Origin of the sequence: Rhodococcus sp. NPDC060090 (assembly GCF_042729855.1) — a bacterium.
Classification (GTDB): domain Bacteria; phylum Actinomycetota; class Actinomycetes; order Mycobacteriales; family Mycobacteriaceae; genus Rhodococcus.
The window spans coordinates 183,037-202,416 of record NZ_JBHWXB010000001.1 but is presented as its reverse complement, the minus strand read 5'-3'; the positions used below and the strand labels follow the sequence as shown (position 1 = coordinate 202,416).

The following is a 19,380-nucleotide window of genomic DNA, read 5'->3' as shown; positions in this document are numbered from 1 at the left end:
GCCGGCCATCGCACCGACGCCGCCATCACGATCGGAAGGATGCCGATGCCTGAGAACGTAGAGTCCGGGAAGTCCGCAGTGGCCGGGGGGTACGCAGAGCTGCATCGTCCCGTCTACAACCCGGATCTGCTCATCACCGCACTCGACCGCAGTGCCGACCGCCCCGCGCTGCACCTGGGTGACGTCATCCTCACGGGCGCCGAGATGCGCGCGGCCATCAGCCGCTACCAGCAGGCACTCGCGTCGGTCGGGGTCGGGCAGGGCTCGTCGGTCGCGGTGCTCTCGAAGAACCGCCCTGAGGTTCTCATCAACATGGGCGCGACGATGATCGCCGGGTGCCGCAACAGCGCGCTCAACCCCATGGGGTCGCTCGACGACCACCTGTACATCACCGCCGACGCGGAGATCGAGACCCTCGTGTTCGACCCCGTGCACTTCGAGGAGCGCGCCGCCGAACTCGAGGCGCAGGTGCCGACCCTGAAGAACCTGTTCTCGCTCGGCCCCTCCCAGATCGCCACCGACATCCTCGCCCTGGCCGACACCTTCACCGAGCAGCGACTCGTCGCGGCGCATGTCGACGCGGAGGACACCTCGTCGATGGTCTACACCGGTGGCACCACCGGCAAGCCCAAGGGTGTGATGGGCTCGTTCCGATCCGGTGTCGCGCTGCCGCAGATCCAGATGTCCGAGTGGCAGTGGCCGGAGCAGCCTCGATTCCTGATCTGCACGCCGCTGTCGCACGCCGGCGCCGCGTTCTTCATCCCCACACTGCTGCGCGGCGGCTGCCTCTACGTGCTGCCCTACTTCGAGCCCGGCCTCGTTCTCGAAGCGATCGAGAAGCACCGCATCGATGCCACGATGCTCGTCCCGACGATGATCTACATGCTGCTCGACCACCCCGACTTCGACACACGTGACCTGTCGAGCCTGCAGACCCTCTTCTACGGGGCGTCGGCCATGTCGCCCGCCCGGCTGCGTGAAGGCATCGAGCGCCTCGGACAGGTGTTCTTCCAGTTCTACGGCCAGTCGGAATGCGGTATGAGCATCGCGGTGCTGCGCAAGGAAGAGCACCTCGCCGACGACCCCGAACGCCTCGCCTCGTGCGGCCGCCCGGTGCCGTGGCTCGACGTCCGACTGCTCGACGACGACCTGCAGGAGGTGCCGCAGGGTGAACTCGGCGAGATCTGTGTGCGCGGCCCCCTCGTGATGAAGGGCTACTGGAACAAGCCCGACGAGACGGCCGAGGCGCTGCGCGGAGGATGGCTGCACACCGGTGACGTCGCCCGCGCCGACAAGCACGGCTTCCTCACGATCGTCGACCGCAAGAAGGACATGATCGTCACGGGCGGATTCAACGTCTTCCCTCGCGAGATCGAGGACGTCATCTCGGCGCATCCGGCGGTCGCGTCGGTCGCGGTCGTCGGTGTTCCCGACCAGAAGTGGGGCGAAGCAGTGAAGGCGTGCGTCGTTCTGCGCGACGGGCAGGCTGTTCCGACCGAGGAACTCATCGAGAAGGTGCGCGCGGCGAAGGGATCCGTACACGCACCGAAGTCGGTGGACTTCCTCGACGCACTGCCGCTCACGCCGCTGGGCAAGCTCGACAAGAAGACGCTGCGCGCGTCGTACCGATAGGGGTACGTCCGAAAGTTGGAGGCCGAAAAGTTGTGCAGGGGCACAACTTTGCCCGACTCATGGGGTGATGTCCGTCACGTGGCAAGCGGAAACTGCCGACTCGGGTGACGATAACTTCCGGTGGTGGGGGATTCGAATCCCGCATCACCGCTGTGCATCGAGCGCGGTGTACGGCATTCATCGGGAGGGGAATGAAATGGGTTCTGTTGCACCGCTACTCATCGACGTGATCGTCGGCGTCATTCTGGAGCTGCTGAAGACGGGGTCCGCGCAATAGTGTCACCAGGATGGTTCTCGGCGGTCGCCGAGAACCATCCTGCATGCTCGTTTCCACAGGTGAAAAGCCCGAAGACGGGTCCTGGCGGGCGTGGTAGGCCTACCGTTGGATCATGTTGTCTGCACAGAACGCCGAGGTTGTGCGCGCGACTCTTCCCGTCGTCGGTGCCGCCATCGGCGATATCACTCCTATTTTCTACCGTCGGATGTTCGCCGCGCATCCCGAACTCGAAAGGGATCTGTTCAACCGGGGGAATCAAGCGCAGGGCGATCAGCAGCGAGCTCTCGCCGGAGCGATCGCCGCATACGCCACCCTGCTGGTCTCCGAGAACGTCGCAGAACCCGACGACTTGCTCTCGCGGATCGCGAACAAACACGCGTCGCTCGGCATCATCGCCGACCAGTACGACATCGTTCACAAGCACCTGTTCGACGCGATCGTCGAGGTGCTCGGAGATGCTGTGACCCCAGAGGTCGGGGCCGCGTGGGACGAGGTCTATTGGGAGATGGCGAAGGCTCTCATCTCGATGGAGAACGAGTTGTACCGGGAATCGGGGGTCGAACCCGGGAAGGTGTGGCAGCAACTCGTCGTCCGGCAACGAACCCAGGAATCACCCGACACGGTCTCGTTCGCGTTGGCGCTCCCCGACGAGTCGACATTGCCGTTCGCGCGACCAGGGCAGTACGTCTCGGTGGCCGTCCGACTCCCGGACGGCGCTCAACAGATCCGGCAATACAGCCTCACTCGCGCTCCGCAGCGCGAGTACTGGGGAATCACGGTCAAGGCGATCCCCGAGACCACATCGGAGGATGGTCACGTCATTCCAGAAGGGGAGGTGTCGAACTATCTGCACCGCAACCTGTTCGACGGCGACGAACTGAAGGTGTCGCGGGCGTACGGTGATCTCCTCCTCGACGACACCGATGCTCCGTTGCTGTTCATCTCCGCGGGAATCGGTTGCACCCCGATCATCGGCTTCCTGCACTATCTCACTCGCACGGAGTCCGACCGGTATGTCAGCGTGCTCCACGCAGATCGCGCGCCGTCACGGCACGCGCACCGACGAGAGCTCTCCGAACTCGTCGATCGACTACCGGGCGCTCACCTCCATCACTGGTACGAGGATTTGGGAGTCCGGCCCGCGAACGACACGACCCGCGCCGGCCGGATCGATCTGAGCGAGGTCGAGGTCAAGCCCGACACCCAGGTCTACCTGTGCGGGCCGCTGCCGTTCATGGAGGCCGTGCGCGGTGCGCTGGTCGAGCGCAGTGTTCCGGAGCGCAACATCCACTACGAGGTGTTCGGACCCGACAAGTGGTTGCCGAGCTGAGAGTGGAAGTTTCCGCACCTCGTCCGGGTTTCCGCGGGTCGTGAGTCAACGGAAAGCCGGACGACGGGAGGAAGCTTTGCGACCGGTCTGAAAGTGCCCGTTATGCCCGATCTACCGATGTGGGGTGTCGCCTGACATACTGCCTCGCATGGCGAACGGGGACCCGCAGCGGGTGGAAGTACGAGTGCCGGTCGAGAGCTCGGACGGGGCTCTCTTCGGATCGGCATTCAGTGGAGAAGGCGCACTACGGCCGGTGGAGCCGGTGCCGCCTATCTGCTCGCGACACGGAGACCCCGAGACCGACCGGGTGCGGGTGACGATCAAGTCGGACAGGTCGCAGGCACAGCACAGCGAGAGCCGGCTGGGTTCGGCGCTCGCCGCGGCCTACACCGTGCAGGTGGCAGCGGTGGAGTGGCCGGTGTGTGCGCGGTGTGTCACGGCGCGTCTGCGTTGGCAGATCGCCGCGGCAGCGCTGTTCACGTCGCTCGCGGTCCTGTTTCTGGCGTTGGTGTTCGCACTGCTGCAGGGTGCGCCTCGCCCCTACGGGATCGCGCTGCTCGTGGTGTTCGCGGTGTCCTTCGTGCCGCTCTACGTCGCACTGCGGATGATCGAGCATCGACGGGCCGGCGTGGGAGTGGCACTTGCGGACGACGGTTCGGCGCTCGTGGTGCAGGAGGCACACCCCGACTTCGCGCGCGCCGTCACCTCACGGGCGTGATCTACAGCGGGTCGAAGCTGATGTTCTGCCGGGGCGTTCCCCCGGCAGACAAGGCATACAGCGTCGTGCGGATCATCGACGGCGACCCGGAGATCTGGATCTGGTGATCGGACCATGATCCGTAACTCGCGACGACCTTACCCAGCTTTCCCTGAATCGGCTCAGGGAGACCCGGGGGCGTTTCGCGCACGGGAACAGGATGCCAATACGGGTTCTCCAGCTCCTCCATGACGGGGGTGATGGTGAGCCACGGATTCGTCATCGCGATGTGCCACAACGTTTCCAGATCGTAGAGATCGCACGGGTAGGTTCCGCCGTAGAACAGGTGGGTGCGCGGATTCGTGCCGCGCATCGCCATCTCCATGATCTGGGCGCGTAGTGGCGCCAGGCCCGTACCCGACGCGATCATGAGTACGTCCTGACTGCTGTCCGGGTCGACCTGCAGGCCTCCGAGTGGTGGACCGATCGTCCACCGATCGCCGACCACGACCTCACCGACGAGACCCCCGCTGACCCACCCGGTCGAGACACGTCGGACGTGGAACTCGATCTGTCCCTGAGGATTCGGGGGGATTGCTGCAGAAAGATACCGCCACATCTGGGGACGCTGGGGGATCTGGACGCTCATGTACTGGCCGGCGTGGAACGGGATGGGGCTGTCGGTTTCGAGGCGGATGATCGCGAGATCGGCGAGCACGCGTTCGTGTCCGACGACGGTGGCGCCCCACGCTGCGGGCAGATCGTCCTCCGCCGCGGCGACGGCCATCGTCTCGGTGAAGTGGGCGATCACCTCGGCCCACGTGCGCTCGAGCATGGCCGTCCACAGGATGATCGGTGTGCATTCCCGCACTGCGACGAGCAGTGCGTGCCCGGCGGCGCGGAAGTGCTCGGGCCGGACTCCGTATTTGCGGTGGTCGCGGGCCAGTTGACCGAGGAAGGCGTCGAGGCCGTCGAAGTCGGTGAGCTTGTTGACCGCCCAGCCGACCGCGGTCGTGAACCGCTGCCGCATGTTCTCCATGCCTGCGGGGAACAACTCGCGGGTGCCGGTCGTCTCGCTCCACAGCGCGGTGTAGAACGACGTGGCGAACCGCTCGGGCCCGGTCGGGGTTGCGGTGATCGAAGCAAAGCTGAGTTGCACTCGGGCGATGGCGAACGCCTCCACGCCATCCTCCCACGTAGTGCGCTGATTCGGACGCCGCCACTGTAGTCGTTTCCTCGCGGGTCGGCCACATGTTCGACGCGGTCGCGTGATCGACAGTTCGGAATAGTGAGGGGAATCACTATTCAGCGCAAAGTTGAGTGGAACAAACTCAACTTTGCGCTCGTTGAAACCATCGAGTGCCCGCAGACCCGAGTCTATGGGTACAGAATTGATACAGACTCACTCGAGAACGGAAGGAGCCCGTAGTGGACTCGTTCAACCCCACGACGAAGACCCAGGCGGCGTTGACGGCAGCACTGCAGTCGGCATCCGCTGCGGGCAACCCGGACATCCGTCCGGCGCACCTGCTCGTCGCGCTGCTCGACCAGACCGATGGCATCGCAGGCCCGCTGCTCAAGGCGGTCGGCGTCGACGCCGCCCAGATCAGGGCAGAGGCACACGACCTCGTCGATAAACTGCCCACCGCGACCGGCGCGACCACCACACCGCAACTCGGCCGTGAAGCGATCGCCGCGCTGTCCGCGGCGCAGAAACTCGCGACCGAACTCACCGACGAATTCGTCTCGACCGAACATGTGCTCGTGGGCCTTGCGAGTGGAGACTCGGACACCTCCAGGCTGCTCACCGGTAAGGGTGCAACCCCGGAAGCATTGCGCGAAGCATTCACGACGGTGCGGGGCACCGGCCGTGTCACCACCGCCGACCCGGAAGGCACCTTCCAGGCCCTGGAGAAGTACTCCACCGACCTCACCGCACGTGCCCGCGAAGGCAAGCTCGACCCCGTCATCGGCCGCGACAACGAGATCCGTCGCGTCGTGCAGGTCCTGTCGCGCCGCACCAAGAACAACCCGGTTCTCATCGGCGAACCCGGCGTCGGCAAGACCGCCATCGTCGAGGGCCTCGCGCAGCGCGTCATCGCAGGGGACGTCCCCGAATCCCTTCGCGGCAAGACCGTCATCTCCCTCGACCTCGGTTCGATGGTCGCGGGTGCGAAGTACCGCGGCGAATTCGAGGAACGACTCAAAGCCGTCCTCGACGAGATCAAGGGATCAGCCGGCCAGATCATCACCTTCATCGACGAACTGCACACCATCGTCGGCGCAGGCGCGACCGGCGAATCCGCGATGGACGCGGGCAACATGATCAAGCCGATGCTCGCGCGCGGTGAACTTCGACTGGTCGGTGCCACCACTCTCGACGAATACCGCAAATACATCGAGAAGGACGCCGCCCTCGAACGCCGCTTCCAGCAGGTACTCGTCGGTGAGCCGAGCGTCGAGGACACCGTCGGCATCCTGCGCGGACTCAAGGAACGCTACGAGGTGCACCACGGCGTGCGCATCACCGACTCCGCGCTGGTCTCCGCCGCGACCCTGTCCGACCGCTACATCACGTCGCGCTTCCTCCCCGACAAGGCCATCGACCTCGTCGACGAGGCCGCGTCGCGACTGCGGATGGAGATCGACTCGCGACCCGAGGAAATCGACACCGTCGAACGCATCGTCCGTCGCCTCGAGATCGAGGAGATGGCGCTGCAGAAGGAAACCGACGCCGCGTCGAAGGATCGGCTCGACAAGCTGCGGGGCGAACTCGCCGACGAACGCGAGAAGCTCAACCAGCTCACCGCACGCTGGCAGAACGAGAAGACCGCGATCGACTCCGTCCGAGAGGTCAAGGAACAACTCGAAGCGCTGCGCGGTGAAGAAGAACGCGCCGAACGCGACGGCGACCTCGGCAAGGCCGCGGAGCTGCGCTACGGGCGGATCCCCGAACTGGAGAAGAAGCTCGACGCTGCATCGAAGGCGTCGGGTGCCGCGTCCGACGGCGATGTGATGCTCAAGGAGGAGGTCGGCCCGGACGACGTCGCCGAGGTCGTCGCCGCATGGACGGGCATCCCCGCCGGCCGCATGCTCGAAGGCGAAACCGAGAAGCTCCTGCGCATGGAAGACGAGATCGGCCACCGTGTCGTCGGCCAGAGCGAAGCCGTACAGGCCGTCTCGGATGCGGTCCGCCGCGCCCGTGCCGGTGTCGCCGACCCGAACCGCCCCACCGGATCGTTCCTGTTCCTCGGGCCCACCGGCGTCGGCAAGACCGAGCTCGCCAAGGCGCTCGCCGACTTCCTGTTCGACGACGAACGCGCCATGGTGCGGATCGACATGTCCGAGTACAGCGAGAAGCACAGCGTCGCCCGGCTCGTCGGTGCGCCTCCCGGCTACGTCGGCTACGACGCCGGTGGTCAGCTCACCGAGGCGGTGCGTCGTCGCCCGTACACGGTGGTGTTGTTCGACGAGGTCGAGAAGGCACACCCCGACGTGTTCGACACGCTGCTGCAGGTGCTCGACGACGGACGACTCACCGACGGTCAGGGCCGCACGGTCGACTTCCGCAACACCATCCTGATCCTCACCTCGAACCTCGGTGCGGGTGGGGACAAGGACCACGTGATGGCGGCGGTGCGCATGGCGTTCAAGCCGGAGTTCATCAACCGGCTCGACGACGTCGTGATCTTCGACCCGCTGTCCGAGAAGCAGCTCGAACGGATCGTCGACATCCAGATCGACCAGCTGGCGAAGCGTCTCGAAGCGCGACGTCTCACCCTCGAAGTCGGCGGAGCGGCACGGATGTGGCTCGCGGTGCGTGGCTACGACCCGCAGTACGGCGCGCGTCCGCTGCGCAGGCTCATTCAGCAGGCGATCGGCGACCAGCTCGCCAAGAAGCTGCTGGCGGGGGAGATCCGCGACGGCGACACCGTGAAGGTCGGTGTGAGCGACGACGCCGACAGCCTGGTCCTCGGCGTCTGACACCGGTGCGGGGCCGGTCCCGGTGGCAACAGTCACCGGGACCGGCCCCGTATCGGTACCTTGGGAGGGGCCATGACGAATCCGAACGATCCGCGCACACCGCAGGAACGTGCCTACCCGCACGACGAGCCGGATGACGACGAGACGCGCGTGCTGCACACCGACGACCCGACGGAGGCGTACGGGCAGCCGGTGACGAACCCGACCCTGGTGTATCCGCAGTACGATCCGCGCTTCGATTCGGCAGCGCCGCCCCCGAACCCCACTCAGCAACTCGGCGAACCCCTGGGGCAATACTCGCAGGGCCAGCAACCGGCTGCGCAACATCCGACGGCCCAGTACCCGCAAGCCCAGTACTCGCAAGCCCAGTACCAGCAGGGACAGTACCCACCGGCCGGTTATCCCGGAGGCGGATACCAGCCGCCCGCCGCACCCCCGCCCGGCTACGGGCAGCCGGCGGAACCCGAGAAGACGCCGCGCGGTCCACGCTGGGGTCTGTTGGCCCTCGCCGCCCTCGTCCTCATCGTGCTCGGCGGGATCGTCGGATTCCTCCTGAGCGGAAGCAGCGACGACCCCGACCCCACCGCGACCGGCCCGGCCACCAGCCGCACCATGCCGCCCGCACCCACCACGACACCGCCGCCGGCCACCGCGCCGGAAGGAACGCTCGGGCTGCCGCTCGACGAACTTCCCGGCGGTCTCGGTGACGTCATCGGCCAGACCGGTGCCGTCGTGGGATCGATCACGGCAAACGACGGCAGCAGCATCACGCTCAGCGGCATCGGCGGATCGCTCACCACGGTGTTGTTCACGCCGGAAACCCAGATCATCACGTTGAAGGGGTCATCGCCCGAGGCCCTCGAGATCGGCGCGACCGTCGTCGCGACCGGCAGCCCCGTCGAGAACGGACAGATGACGGCCGAAACCGTCATCAGCGCGTCGCTCCCCTCGTTCGGCAACCCGGGCAACTGAAGACGCTAGGCTGATCGCGATGACATTCATGTGGTTCGGTCTGGCGGCGATCGCGCTCCTCGGCGCGCTCGCTCTGCTGTACATCGACCGCACGCGGAGGGAACAGTCAGGGCGCGTGCGGGAAATCTGGGCCCGCGCCCAGGGGTACAAGTACACCGACTCCGACGAGCGGCTGCCCTCCAACTGGCATCGCGCGGCGTTGGCCAAGCAGGAGTACCTCGGCGCGATCGACGTTGTGCGCGGAGTACGTCGGGGTGAGGAATTCATCCTGTTCGACATCGAGGAAACCGCCACGATCGTCGCGGTACGCCGCAAGGTCGGGTCCGACGTCGACATCGACCTGCGCCTCAAGTCGACGCCCCCGCCGAAGGACTCCGACATGAATCTGCTCGGGTCGATCGGCCCTCGCATCGTGTTCTCCACCGACCTCGAGATCGCCCGACGCGTGTGCGACCAGCGGATGGTGTCGTTCACCCAGTCGATCCCGGAGCACGTCCAGATGCTGTGGAGCGAAGGTCCATGGACGCTCGGTTCGATCCCGGTGGGAAGCAACGGACGCGAATGGGACGCGGCGATCGAAGCGGTCGCGCGCCTCTCGGGCATCCTGCACGTCCTCCCGCCCGTCGTCGACCCCGACAACGTCGACCGCAGCTTCCACGATCCGGGACGCCCGTCCGCACATCGCTGACCTGCCCGGCATACCTCACGCGCGGTCGTCGCAGCACATCCCGGTGACCCGATCTGCCGGCTCGACAGATCACGGTACGGACACGCCCGGGAGGACACGCCGGATCCTTCGTCGTGCGAACCGATTGAGGTCTGTACATTTCTCGCCGTGACACCTGTGGCTGTGGTGATGGTTGTGGCAGTGGTGGCAGTGACGCTGCTGTGGATTCGGCTGGGAATCCGACGATTACGGACCCTTCTCACCAGACGCAGGGACAGCTTGCGCCTGCTCCTGAACGAACTCGATGATCGCTACGATCTGATCCCCGCGCTCATCGCGGCGTCGGCGGGTGCCGGTGTCGAGCGCAGCCGCATCAGTCCGGTCGTGGGAGCCCGTTCCCTCGCCATCGCGATGCGCGACCAGCGTCTCGATCTCCCCGAGCGTGCGGCCACCGAGAACGCGCTGTCAGCTGCTTTGCACGAGCTCATCGAAGTCTGCGACGGAGCCAACCACTGGCCGTTCATCCGTGTCGCCCGTGAACTGGATACCCGAGAGCAGCGCATCGCCGGTGCGGTCCGCGTCCACAACGACCTGGCAGGCAAACTCAACACCCAGGTGTCGAGAGTTCCGACGTCGCTGTTCGCAATGCTGGCCGGAGTGCGGGCCGTCCCGATGTTCGAGGTTCCGGCAGCGCTGGCAGCGGACACCGCAACCGAGCCATCCGCAGTCGAGAATCGGACCGACGAACAGACCGCCCCCGAGCCGAGCGACAAGAAGAGCTCGGGGACCGTCGCCGCCTGAACCCCCGCCGGCAGCGACTAGGCTCGTTTCGCGCCGGTTCCGCCACCGGCGGTGAACGAGACGACGGTGAGGATGTGCGATGAGCGACCGCGACGAACTGGCTGCACTGGTACGTGAGCTGGCAGTAGTACACGGCAAGGTGACCCTGTCGTCAGGTAAGGAAGCCGACTACTACGTCGACCTGCGTCGCGCGACCCTGCACCATCGCGCTGCACCGCTCATCGGCTCCCTCCTGCGCGAACTCGTCTCCGACTGGGACTTCGACGCGGTCGGCGGACTCACCATGGGCGCCGACCCGGTCGCGATGGCCATCATGCACGCACCCGGTCGCCCCATCGATGCATTCGTCGTCCGCAAGGCGGCCAAGGCCCACGGCATGCAGCGGCAGGTCGAAGGCCCCGACGTCGTCGGCAAGCGAGTGCTCGTCGTCGAAGACACCACCACCACCGGGAACTCGCCGCTCACCGCAGTCAAGGCACTGCGCGATGCGGGAGCGATCGTCGTGGGAGTTGCCACCGTCGTCGACCGCGCGACCGGAGCCGACGAGGTCATCGCCGCGGAAGACGTCGAGTACCGGTCGCTGCTCGGCCTCGCCGACCTGGGCCTCGACAACTCCTGACACCGTGAACCCACGGGTGAGGCAGACCGTCACACAACTTGCGGACGGTCGCCAACTGATCTTCTTCGATGACACCGAACCGTACGTCGGGGGAGGTGCCACCCGTGTCGCACACGACCGTCGTGCACTTCCGGCGGTCACGGCGACATCGGAAATCCGTATCGACCCGCTCACCGGGGAACCGGTGACGTTCGCCGCGCACCGTATGGATCGCACGTTCCTGCCCTCGGCCGCGGACTGCCCCCTGTGCCCGACCAGACCCGGCACCGAGTCCACAGGTGGCACCGCCACCGAGATCCCGGCGGCCGACTACGACGTCGTCGTGTTCGAGAACCGTTTTCCTGCCCTCGGCTCGGGAGAAGCAGGTCGGTGCGAAGTGGTGGCCTTCACCGCCGACCACGACGCGCGCTTCGCCGACCTCCCCGCGACACGGGCCCGCACCGTCATCGACGTCCTCGCCTCCCGTACCGCCGCGTTGTCGTCGCTACCGGGGGTTCGGCAGGTCTTCTGCTTCGAGAATCGCGGCGTCGAAATCGGTGTGACACTGGAACATCCGCACGGACAGATCTACGCATACCCGTTCCTTCCGCCGCGGACGCAGACGCTGATCGACCGTGCCCGCGACCATCACGAACGCACGGGCGGGTCGCTGCAACGCGACATCCTCGACGCCGAACGTCGTACCGGAACCCGCGTGGTGTGGTCGGGCGAATGGTGGACCGCGTACGTTCCTGCCGCGGCACGGTGGCCGATCGAAGTGCATCTCGCACCGCACCGCGACGTCCCCGATCTCACTGCGCTCGTGGACGCCGAACGCGACGAACTCGCGCTCGCCTATCGTGATCTGCTCGGACGCGTCGACCGGTTCTTCGACGGACTCGACCGCGTCCCGTACATCGCGGCATGGCATCAGGCACCCGTCGGGGACGGACGTGAGCACGGCCGGTTGTTCTGCCAGATCTTCTCGATGCGCCGTGCCCCCGACAAGCTCAAATATCTGGCGGGATCCGAATCGGCGATGGGCGCGTGGATCAGCGACACGACACCCGAGCACATCGCCGAGCGACTACGCGAGCTCGCACCGTGACGATTTCCGGCGACGCGTGGCGCGCGTTCACCACTGCGTTCGGCGGCGACCCCGATGGCATCTGGTGCGCACCCGGTCGTGTCAACCTGATCGGTGAGCACGTCGACTACGCGGGCGGACTGTGCCTGCCGATGGCGATTCCCCAGGTGACTGCGGCTGCGGTGCGTCGTCGCATCGATGGCCGGCTCCGCCTGCACAGCACCGGATTCGACCCCGTGGAGGTCGAGACGGACGCACGCGTCGGAGGATGGGGTGCGTATGTCGCCGGTGTGGTGTGGGCGCTCGACCCGCCCGGCTTCCGCGGAGCCGACATCGCGATCGTGTCGGAGGTCCCGGTCGGTGCGGGTCTGTCGTCGTCCGCCGCGCTCGAGGCGTCCGTGGCACTGGCGCTGGCCGATTTGTGCGGGCTCCCTGTCGACGACGAAGGACGTGACGCCCTCGCCCGCACCTGTGCGCGTGCGGAGAACGACTACGCGGGTGCGCCCACCGGCGGCATGGATCAACAGATCGCCCTGCGCGGCCGCGCCGGCCATGCGCTGCTCCTCGACTGCGCCGACGGGCACGTCGAGCACATCCCCGTCGATACCGCCGCGGCAGGCCTCACGGTGCTGGTCATCGACACCGGGACGGGGCATCGGCTCGTCGACGGCCGGTACGGTTCGCGACGGACCGAGGTGGAAGAGGCGACCCGGCTACTGGGCCGCCCCCTCCGCGAAGTGGAATCCGTGTCCGCACTGCACGACCCGACACTGGAGCGCCGCGCGCGACACGTGGTCACCGAGATCGCCCGCGTCCGCACGGCAGCCGACGCGCTGCGGGCCGGTCGCGTGCGCGACCTCGGCCCGTTGCTCGACGCGTCGCATCGGTCTCTGCGCGACGATTTCGAGGTCAGTTGCGCAGAACTCGACAGCGCCGTGGACACGGCGACCGCGGCGGGAGCGCACGGGGCGCGCATGGTCGGCGGTGGATTCGGAGGCTCGGCGATCGCGTTGTGCGAGAGCAACGACGTGCCGGGAATCGAGGCGGCTGTGACTGCGACAGCTGAAGCCCAAGGTTTTCCGCCGCCGGTGTTCCTGCACGCCACGCCGTCTCCCGGTGCGTGCCGCTGTTGAACACCGACGGTGCCGTCGGCGTGGCGAAGTCCAGCCGCGACGATTCCAGCTTCCCGCTACCGCGATTGCGCGTGTAGATAACTGGGATCGTCGCGGGAACGTCACCGTGCGAGAGGCATTGAAGCACTGCCGGGTACTGTGCGCCCATGGGTTGGTTCACTCGGAACAAGTGGGGCGTCGAACACACCGTGTTCGCGGTCGCGAGCGCGGCAACGGTGGTCGGCGGAGTCCTGGGCAACGAGTCGGTGCAGAAGGTCGCGAAGCCGCTGATCGCGCCGTCGCTCGCCGTGCGGGTGCTGCGCCGCTCCCGCGACCTCGACCGCGGCGACGCCGCGCTGCTCCTCGTCGGCCTGACCGCCGCGACCGTGGGCGACGTGTTCATGATCGACCCCGACGACGACAGTCGGATCCTGCGCGGTGCAGGATCTTTCGCGGTGATGCAGACTGCGTATTCGACGTTGCTCGCCCGGCACGGCGCCCGCCCGACCCGTACCGCGGTGCTGCAGCGTGTGCCCGCGGTCCTGGGAGCCGCCGGACTGCTCGGGTGGCGGAGCCGCTCGGTGGCCGCGCCACTGACCGCGTACGGCGCAGTGTTGGCGACCACTGCGACACTCGCGGCCGACCCGTCCCTCGCACCCGGAGCGAAGACCTCCGGTGGTCTCGTGTTTCCGAACGCCGACCGGCGCAGCTGGCTCGGTCTCGGCGGGCTCGTGTTCACCCTGTCCGACGGCACCATCGTCGAGCGGCGGACCCTGCTGAAGAGCAAGTCGTCGCGGGCGGCAGCGGAAGGATTCGTACTCGCCACCTACGCGGCCGCGCAGTTGCTTCTCGTCGAGGGGATGCTCGCGCTCGTCCGACGCAAATGACCTGTCGCGGTGAGGCGCACGTGATTCGTCAAGGGTAGATCAGGATCCGCGTATGGTCGTCGGGGTCGACGAGTACCGACACCACCTGGCCGGCCACCAACCGCGACAGGTCATTGCGGTCCGCTTCGAATACCACCCTGCCGCTGTACGGCTCGGAACCGGGGACCATCAGATCCAGATCCAATTCGGTTCGGTATACGTTGCCGATGACGGAGCCGAGCGGGGTGGCGGCGCGGATCGTCGCCCAGCCCTCGATCCCTTCGCGTTCGATCTTGCGGTCTGCGCGGGTGGTGTGATCGGCGAGCAACATGCCCAGACCCAGCAGCGCGCCGTACAGGCAGACGAGGAACATCACCTGGAAGCCTTCGGTGCCTTCGGCGGAATCCGGATAGAACAGGTTCAGCCAGAGCGACAGCAGAATCAGATAGCCGACCGTGATGAACGCGACCACACGCAGGATGCGCTTGTGTTTCATAATGCCCCTCCGTCTCCCACACTAGCGCGTGACCGCGCGTCGACCGTCGGTCGATAGAGTGGCACTTTCTGTGCTCGTCGGAGGGAGCGGTGTGAAGGTGCGCGTGTCGTCGGTTGTGGTTGCGTTGGGAGCTGTACTGGTTCTGAGTGGGTGTGGGGGATCCGCAGACGAGCCGGATGCCGCGGCCGCGGAGACCACTACTGCGACCACCACGAGCGTGACTGCTGCACCGGCCACGACGGAAGCCACCACGGAAGCCACCACCTCGGAAACACTGCCGTCCGAGCTTCCGCCGTCATCGACGACCGAGGTGCCGACTCCCGAGGCACCGCCGACACTGGCCGCGGTCGCGTTCGAGCAGGGCGAGTCGTACTACTTCACGACCCCCGACGGGGCATTCGCGTGCGGCATCGTGCAACTCCCGGGTCGTACCGAAGCGGGCTGCGAAGGCGTCACCGATCCGGTGCCGCCGCAGCCCGAGAATTGCGTTGTCAACTGGGGTCACGGGATGCGTGTGGTCGACAGCGGTCCCGGTGAGTTCCTGTGCTCGGGCGGTCCCGTCTACCTGCCTGTCGAAGGGTCTGCGGAGGTGCTGCCGGCGGGGGCGACGCTCTCGCAGCTCGGCTACACGTGCGCGACCACCGAAGCCGACGTGACGTGCACCAACGACACCACCGGACACGGATTCACCGTCGCATCCGGCTCGAACGAGACGTTCTGACCGTGCCTGACCGAGAAACCGGGCCGGACCAGGAACTGGACCCTCTCACCGTCCCCGGACCCACGGAATGGGGCGAGCATCCGCACGGCGTGGGGCCGTGGATCGACGAATTCGGGACACAGCCACCCACCGACCCGAAGTACGACCCCGAACTGCTCGAACACGGCGACCGCCGCAACGTCGTCGACTCGTATCGGTACTGGACGCGCGACGCGATCGTCGCCGACATCGACACCCGCCGACACTCGCTGCACGTGGCGATCGAGAACTTCGCGCACGATGCCAACATCGGCACCGTCGTGCGCACCGCCAATGCGTTCGCGGCCGCTGCCGTCCACATCGTGGGCCGGCGCCGCTGGAATCGCCGCGGAGCCATGGTCACCGATCGTTACCAGCATCTTCAGCACCACCCCGATGTCGATGCGCTGATCGACTGGGCCGTCGAGCACGATCTGACCATCGTCGCAGTCGACAACACCCCCGGTTCGGTGCCGCTCGAGACGGCAGAACTGCCCCGCAACTGCCTACTGCTGTTCGGGCAGGAAGGGCCGGGTGTGACCGAACGAGCACGCGAGGTGGCGTCGATGACGGTGTCGATCGCGCAGTTCGGATCCACCCGCTCGATCAATGCGGGCGTCGCCGCAGGAATCGCCATGCACGCATGGGTCCGCCAGCACGCCGACCTCGCCGACGCTTGGTAGCAACACAGCTTGGTAGTAACACAGCCTGTAGTAACGCCTCCGCGTCCTGTGCAGATGAAGTAGCGCGGGCCATGTGGCCCCGCCGCTGTTGTGGGACGAGGAAGATTACGGCATGCCAGAAATGTGGGCTGATCGGGCGGATGCAGCCGAAGCTGCCGTCGCTGCGCGGCACGTGCGTCGACTCTGGGGGTTACCCGGTACGGAACTCGGTGTCGTCGGCTGGCCCGCCACGCGACGCGAACGCCTCTTCGGCTCGTGGCACTACTGGTGGCAGGCGCACCTGATCGACCTCGCGGTCGACGCCGCAGAGCGGCAGGCGAAGGACGGCGACGATACCCCGCGCGGCCGCCGCCGCGTGGCACAGCTGACCCGCAGCCATCGCATCCGCAACATCACGGGCTGGACCAACAACTACTTCGACGACATGGCGTGGCTCGGTCTGGCCCTCGACCGTGCCCAACGGCACCTGCATATCGACCACCGCACCGCGATCTCCACCCTCGTCGGTCAACTGCACGATGCGTGGCAACCCGAGCACGGCGGAGGAATCCCGTGGCGACGCGGTGACGACTTCTTCAACACCCCTGCCAACGGTCCGGCAGCGTTGTTGCTCGCGCGGTCGGGCGAGCTCGCGCGGGCGCAGGAGATGGCCGAGTGGATCAACGACCGCCTCGTCGATCCCGATACCGGGCTCATCTTCGACGGCATCCGTCACGGCGTACCCGAACGCGCCATCTACTCGTACTGCCAGGGTGTGGTGCTCGGACTCGAGACCGAGCTCGCCACCCGGTGCGACGACTCTCGTCATCGCACGCGGGTGCATGCGCTCGTCGACGCCGTCGACAACGAACTCACCGAACGGAGCGTCATCGCAGGTGGTGGGGGAGGTGACGGGGGCCTGTTCAACGGCATCCTCGCGCGCTACCTCGCTGTGGTCGCGACCACCTTGCCGGTGCAGGACTCCGACGACGTACGAGCACGCGCCGCGGCTCGCCGCATCGTGCTGGCCTCGGCCGACGGTGCGTGGGAGAACCGCTTGCAGATCGAAGGGCTACCGCTGTTCGGGAGTGACTGGACCGCGCCCGCGAGGCTGCCCGGTTCGTCGGGCACGGTCGCGCAGTTCGCCGCAGGCACGGTGCGTTCGTCGTCGATCGCGGAACGCGACCTGTCGGTGCAGCTCGGTGGCTGGATGCTCATGGAAGCCGCGCACGCGGTGGTGGCGTCTCCCTGACCGACGTCGTTATCGCCGGTTGTTCGGATCCGTGTTGATCATCGGGATCGGCGTGGTCGGTGCCGAGGTCTGTGCCGCGGACTGCGCGGTCGGGATGGGGGTCGTCGGTGCGTGCTCGGCGCCCGAGAGAGCACTGGCAGAACCGGTCTGCTCCGCCGAGGTCTCGTCCGACGCGGTGCCTTCTGCTCCGGCGTTCTTACGTGCCGTCAGGAATCGCTTGCCGACCTCGCTGATGATCGGGAGCACCGACACGAACACGATGAGCAGGAAGATGATGTCGACGTTGTCGGCGATGAACGAGATCTGGCCGAGAAGGTAGCCGAGCAGCGTCACGCCCGCGCCCCACACGATGCCGCCGATCACGTTGTAGACGATGAACACGCGATACGGCATCTTCGCGGCGCCCGCCACGAGCGGCGCGTAGGTGCGGACGATGGGAACGAACCGGGCGAAGAAGATCATTGCGGGACCGTGCCGCAGGAAGAATCGATGCGACTCGTCGAGGTACTTCTTCTTGAACAGCTTCGCGTCGTTGTTCTTGAACAGCTTCGCGCCGCCCTTGGTGCCGATGTAGTAGCCCACCTGATCGCCGAGGATCGCCGCAATCGGGATTGTCACCATGAGCACCCACAGCGGCGCGAACGGCTCGACCTCCGCAGACTTCGACGCCGCGATCAGACCTGCGGTGAACAGCAGCGAATCGCCGGGTAGCAGGGGAAACAGCAGGCCCGATTCGATGAACACCACCAGCAGGAGCCCGACGAGCATCCAGGTGCCGAACGAATTCAACAGGTTCACGGGGTCGAGGAAGCCCGGGAGCAGGGCCAAATTGGTCACAGATTCCGAGGCTTCGACAAAATTCACGATCCCCAGAGTACCGACGTGCGGAAGCTGCTTCGAATCGCGACGGAGCATCGGGTGCCGAATGTGAGGTCCACCCGAGTATCTAAACGTCGTGCCTATTGACATACTGCAGGGACAAGGGCACCTGCCGCACCCGAGCGGGTAGCCGATCCATACTCATCTGGAGGACAGCCGCTGTGCCTATCGCGACTCCCGAGGTCTACGCCGAGATGATCGCCCGCGCCAAGGAACACTCCTTCGCGTTCCCGGCCATCAACTGCACGTCGTCCGAAACCATCAACGCCGCTATCAAGGGCTTCGCGGACGCCGGTAGCGATGGCATCATCCAGTTCTCGACCGGTGGCGCGGAGTTCGGCTCGGGCCTGGGCGTCAAGGACATGGTGACCGGCGCGGTCGCGCTCGCCGAGTTCGCGCACGTCGTCGCCGAGAAGTACGACGTCACGATCGCCCTGCACACCGACCACTGCCCCAAGGACAAGCTCGACGACTTCGTCCGCCCGCTCATCGCGATCTCCAAGGAGCGCGTCGACGCAGGCAAGAATCCCCTGTTCCAGTCGCACATGTGGGATGGTTCCGCCACCCCGCTCGACGAGAACCTCGAGATCGCTCAGCAGCTCCTCGCCGATGCTGTGGCAGCGAAGATCATCCTCGAGATCGAGATCGGTGTTGTCGGCGGTGAAGAGGACGGCGTCGAGAACGCCATCAACGACAAGCTCTACACCACCGTCGAAGACTTCGAGAAGACCGTCGACGCGCTCGGCGTAGGGGAGAAGGGCCAGTACCTCCTCGCCGCGACCTTCGGCAACGTGCACGGCGTGTACAAGCCGGGCAACGTCAAGCTCAAGCCGGAAATCCTCGACGAAGGCCAGAAGGCCGCATCGAAGAAGCTGGGCCTCAAGGACGGTTCCAAGCCCTTCGACCTCGTCTTCCACGGCGGCTCGGGCTCGCTGAAGTCGGAGATCGACGAGGCACTGAGCTACGGCGTCGTGAAGATGAACGTCGACACCGACACGCAGTACGCGTTCACCCGCCCGATCGCGGCACACATGTTCAGCAACTACGACGGTGTGCTCAAGATCGACGGCGAGGTCGGAAACAAGAAGGTCTACGACCCGCGCAGCTATCTGAAGAAGGCAGAGGCGTCGATGACCGCTCGCGTGATCGAGGCGTGCAACGACCTCAAGTCCGCGGGCCGCTCGGTGTCCGCCAAGTAGATCACCAGCTGTTCAGCAGTACCGAAGAAGGGGCGCCGGGGCGCGCCGGCGCCCCGTCTTAGTCGTATACGGGGGGGGCCGCAACAAGTGGCACACCATCCACACCACAACCAGGAGCGCGCGGGGGGAC

18 protein-coding genes are annotated in these 19,380 nt (G+C 66.4%); 15 read left to right on the top strand and 3 right to left on the bottom strand.

All coding sequences use genetic code 11. The features are described 5' to 3' along the window. Positions 1-45: 45 nt before the first annotated feature. From ACFWCF_RS00920 to ACFWCF_RS00910, 3 genes are all read left to right on the top strand, one after another. Entirely contained in the window at positions 46-1,632 is a 1,587-nt protein-coding gene (locus ACFWCF_RS00920; RefSeq protein ID WP_378555983.1) for an AMP-binding protein, read from the top strand. Positions 1,633-2,021: 389 nt separating this feature from the next. Next, positions 2,022-3,239, top strand: a complete 1,218-nt coding sequence (locus ACFWCF_RS00915; RefSeq protein ID WP_378555981.1) for a globin domain-containing protein — start codon at positions 2,022-2,024, stop codon at positions 3,237-3,239. 148 nt (positions 3,240-3,387) lie between these two features. Continuing rightward, positions 3,388-3,957, top strand: a complete 570-nt coding sequence (locus tag ACFWCF_RS00910) for a hypothetical protein (protein ID WP_378555979.1) — start codon at positions 3,388-3,390, stop codon at positions 3,955-3,957. A gap of 1 nt (position 3,958) precedes the next feature. Here the strand turns inward: ACFWCF_RS00910 and ACFWCF_RS00905 are convergent, their stop codons facing one another. Next, positions 3,959-5,119 (bottom strand): FAD-binding oxidoreductase, encoded by a 1,161-nt coding sequence (locus ACFWCF_RS00905; protein WP_378492079.1) that lies wholly within the window; start codon positions 5,117-5,119, stop codon positions 3,959-3,961. Positions 5,120-5,364: 245 nt separating this feature from the next. On the opposite strand from ACFWCF_RS00905, the gene clpB reads away from it, so the two are divergent. The 8 genes from clpB to ACFWCF_RS00865 all read left to right on the top strand — a co-directional run bounded on the left by clpB (position 5,365) and on the right by ACFWCF_RS00865 (position 14,044). Further along, positions 5,365-7,920: an ATP-dependent chaperone ClpB gene (gene clpB, locus ACFWCF_RS00900; RefSeq protein WP_378492080.1), complete on the top strand. Its 2,556-nt coding sequence runs from the start codon at positions 5,365-5,367 to the stop codon at positions 7,918-7,920. A 72-nt stretch (positions 7,921-7,992) separates the two neighbouring features. Continuing rightward, positions 7,993-8,892: a hypothetical protein gene (locus ACFWCF_RS00895; RefSeq protein WP_378492081.1), complete on the top strand. Its 900-nt coding sequence runs from the start codon at positions 7,993-7,995 to the stop codon at positions 8,890-8,892. 28 nt (positions 8,893-8,920) lie between these two features. Further along, on the top strand, positions 8,921-9,580 hold the full coding sequence (locus ACFWCF_RS00890) for a hypothetical protein (protein ID WP_378492093.1): 660 nt from the start codon (positions 8,921-8,923) through the stop codon (positions 9,578-9,580). Positions 9,581-9,727: 147 nt separating this feature from the next. Next, positions 9,728-10,360, top strand: a complete 633-nt coding sequence (locus tag ACFWCF_RS00885; protein WP_378555977.1) for a LemA family protein — start codon at positions 9,728-9,730, stop codon at positions 10,358-10,360. Between the two features lie 79 nt (positions 10,361-10,439). After that, positions 10,440-10,979: an orotate phosphoribosyltransferase gene (gene pyrE, locus ACFWCF_RS00880; protein WP_378492083.1), complete on the top strand. Its 540-nt coding sequence runs from the start codon at positions 10,440-10,442 to the stop codon at positions 10,977-10,979. A gap of 16 nt (positions 10,980-10,995) precedes the next feature. Continuing rightward, positions 10,996-12,066 (top strand): galactose-1-phosphate uridylyltransferase, encoded by a 1,071-nt coding sequence (gene galT, locus ACFWCF_RS00875; protein WP_378555975.1) that lies wholly within the window; start codon positions 10,996-10,998, stop codon positions 12,064-12,066. Beyond that, a complete protein-coding gene (gene galK / locus ACFWCF_RS00870; protein ID WP_378555973.1) occupies positions 12,063-13,178 on the top strand; it encodes a galactokinase in 1,116 nt (371 codons plus the stop codon). The genes galT and galK overlap by 4 nt, the downstream gene beginning before the upstream one ends. A gap of 146 nt (positions 13,179-13,324) precedes the next feature. Further along, positions 13,325-14,044: a lysoplasmalogenase family protein gene (locus tag ACFWCF_RS00865; protein ID WP_378492086.1), complete on the top strand. Its 720-nt coding sequence runs from the start codon at positions 13,325-13,327 to the stop codon at positions 14,042-14,044. A gap of 28 nt (positions 14,045-14,072) precedes the next feature. Here ACFWCF_RS00865 and ACFWCF_RS00860 read toward each other — a convergent pair whose 3' ends face one another. Next, on the bottom strand, positions 14,073-14,519 hold the full coding sequence (locus ACFWCF_RS00860) for a hypothetical protein (RefSeq protein WP_378492087.1): 447 nt from the start codon (positions 14,517-14,519) through the stop codon (positions 14,073-14,075). 58 nt (positions 14,520-14,577) lie between these two features. Here ACFWCF_RS00860 and ACFWCF_RS00855 point away from each other — a divergent pair, with 58 nt between their 5' ends. The 3 genes from ACFWCF_RS00855 (at position 14,578) to ACFWCF_RS00845 (ending at position 17,172) form a co-directional block, all read left to right on the top strand. Further along, a complete protein-coding gene (locus ACFWCF_RS00855) occupies positions 14,578-15,240 on the top strand; it encodes a hypothetical protein (protein ID WP_378555971.1) in 663 nt (220 codons plus the stop codon). 2 nt (positions 15,241-15,242) lie between these two features. After that, positions 15,243-15,941, top strand: coding sequence for a TrmH family RNA methyltransferase (locus ACFWCF_RS00850; protein ID WP_378555969.1), 699 nt, complete (start codon positions 15,243-15,245; stop codon positions 15,939-15,941). A gap of 112 nt (positions 15,942-16,053) precedes the next feature. Further along, positions 16,054-17,172, top strand: a complete 1,119-nt coding sequence (locus ACFWCF_RS00845; RefSeq protein WP_378492089.1) for a glycoside hydrolase family 76 protein — start codon at positions 16,054-16,056, stop codon at positions 17,170-17,172. Between the two features lie 9 nt (positions 17,173-17,181). Here ACFWCF_RS00845 and ACFWCF_RS00840 read toward each other — a convergent pair whose 3' ends face one another. Continuing rightward, complete coding sequence (locus tag ACFWCF_RS00840) at positions 17,182-18,087, bottom strand: VTT domain-containing protein (RefSeq protein ID WP_378555967.1); 906 nt, start codon at positions 18,085-18,087, stop codon at positions 17,182-17,184. Positions 18,088-18,212: 125 nt separating this feature from the next. Here ACFWCF_RS00840 and fbaA point away from each other — a divergent pair, with 125 nt between their 5' ends. Next, positions 18,213-19,250, top strand: a complete 1,038-nt coding sequence (gene fbaA, locus ACFWCF_RS00835; protein WP_378555965.1) for a class II fructose-bisphosphate aldolase — start codon at positions 18,213-18,215, stop codon at positions 19,248-19,250. Positions 19,251-19,380 lie beyond the last annotated feature (130 nt).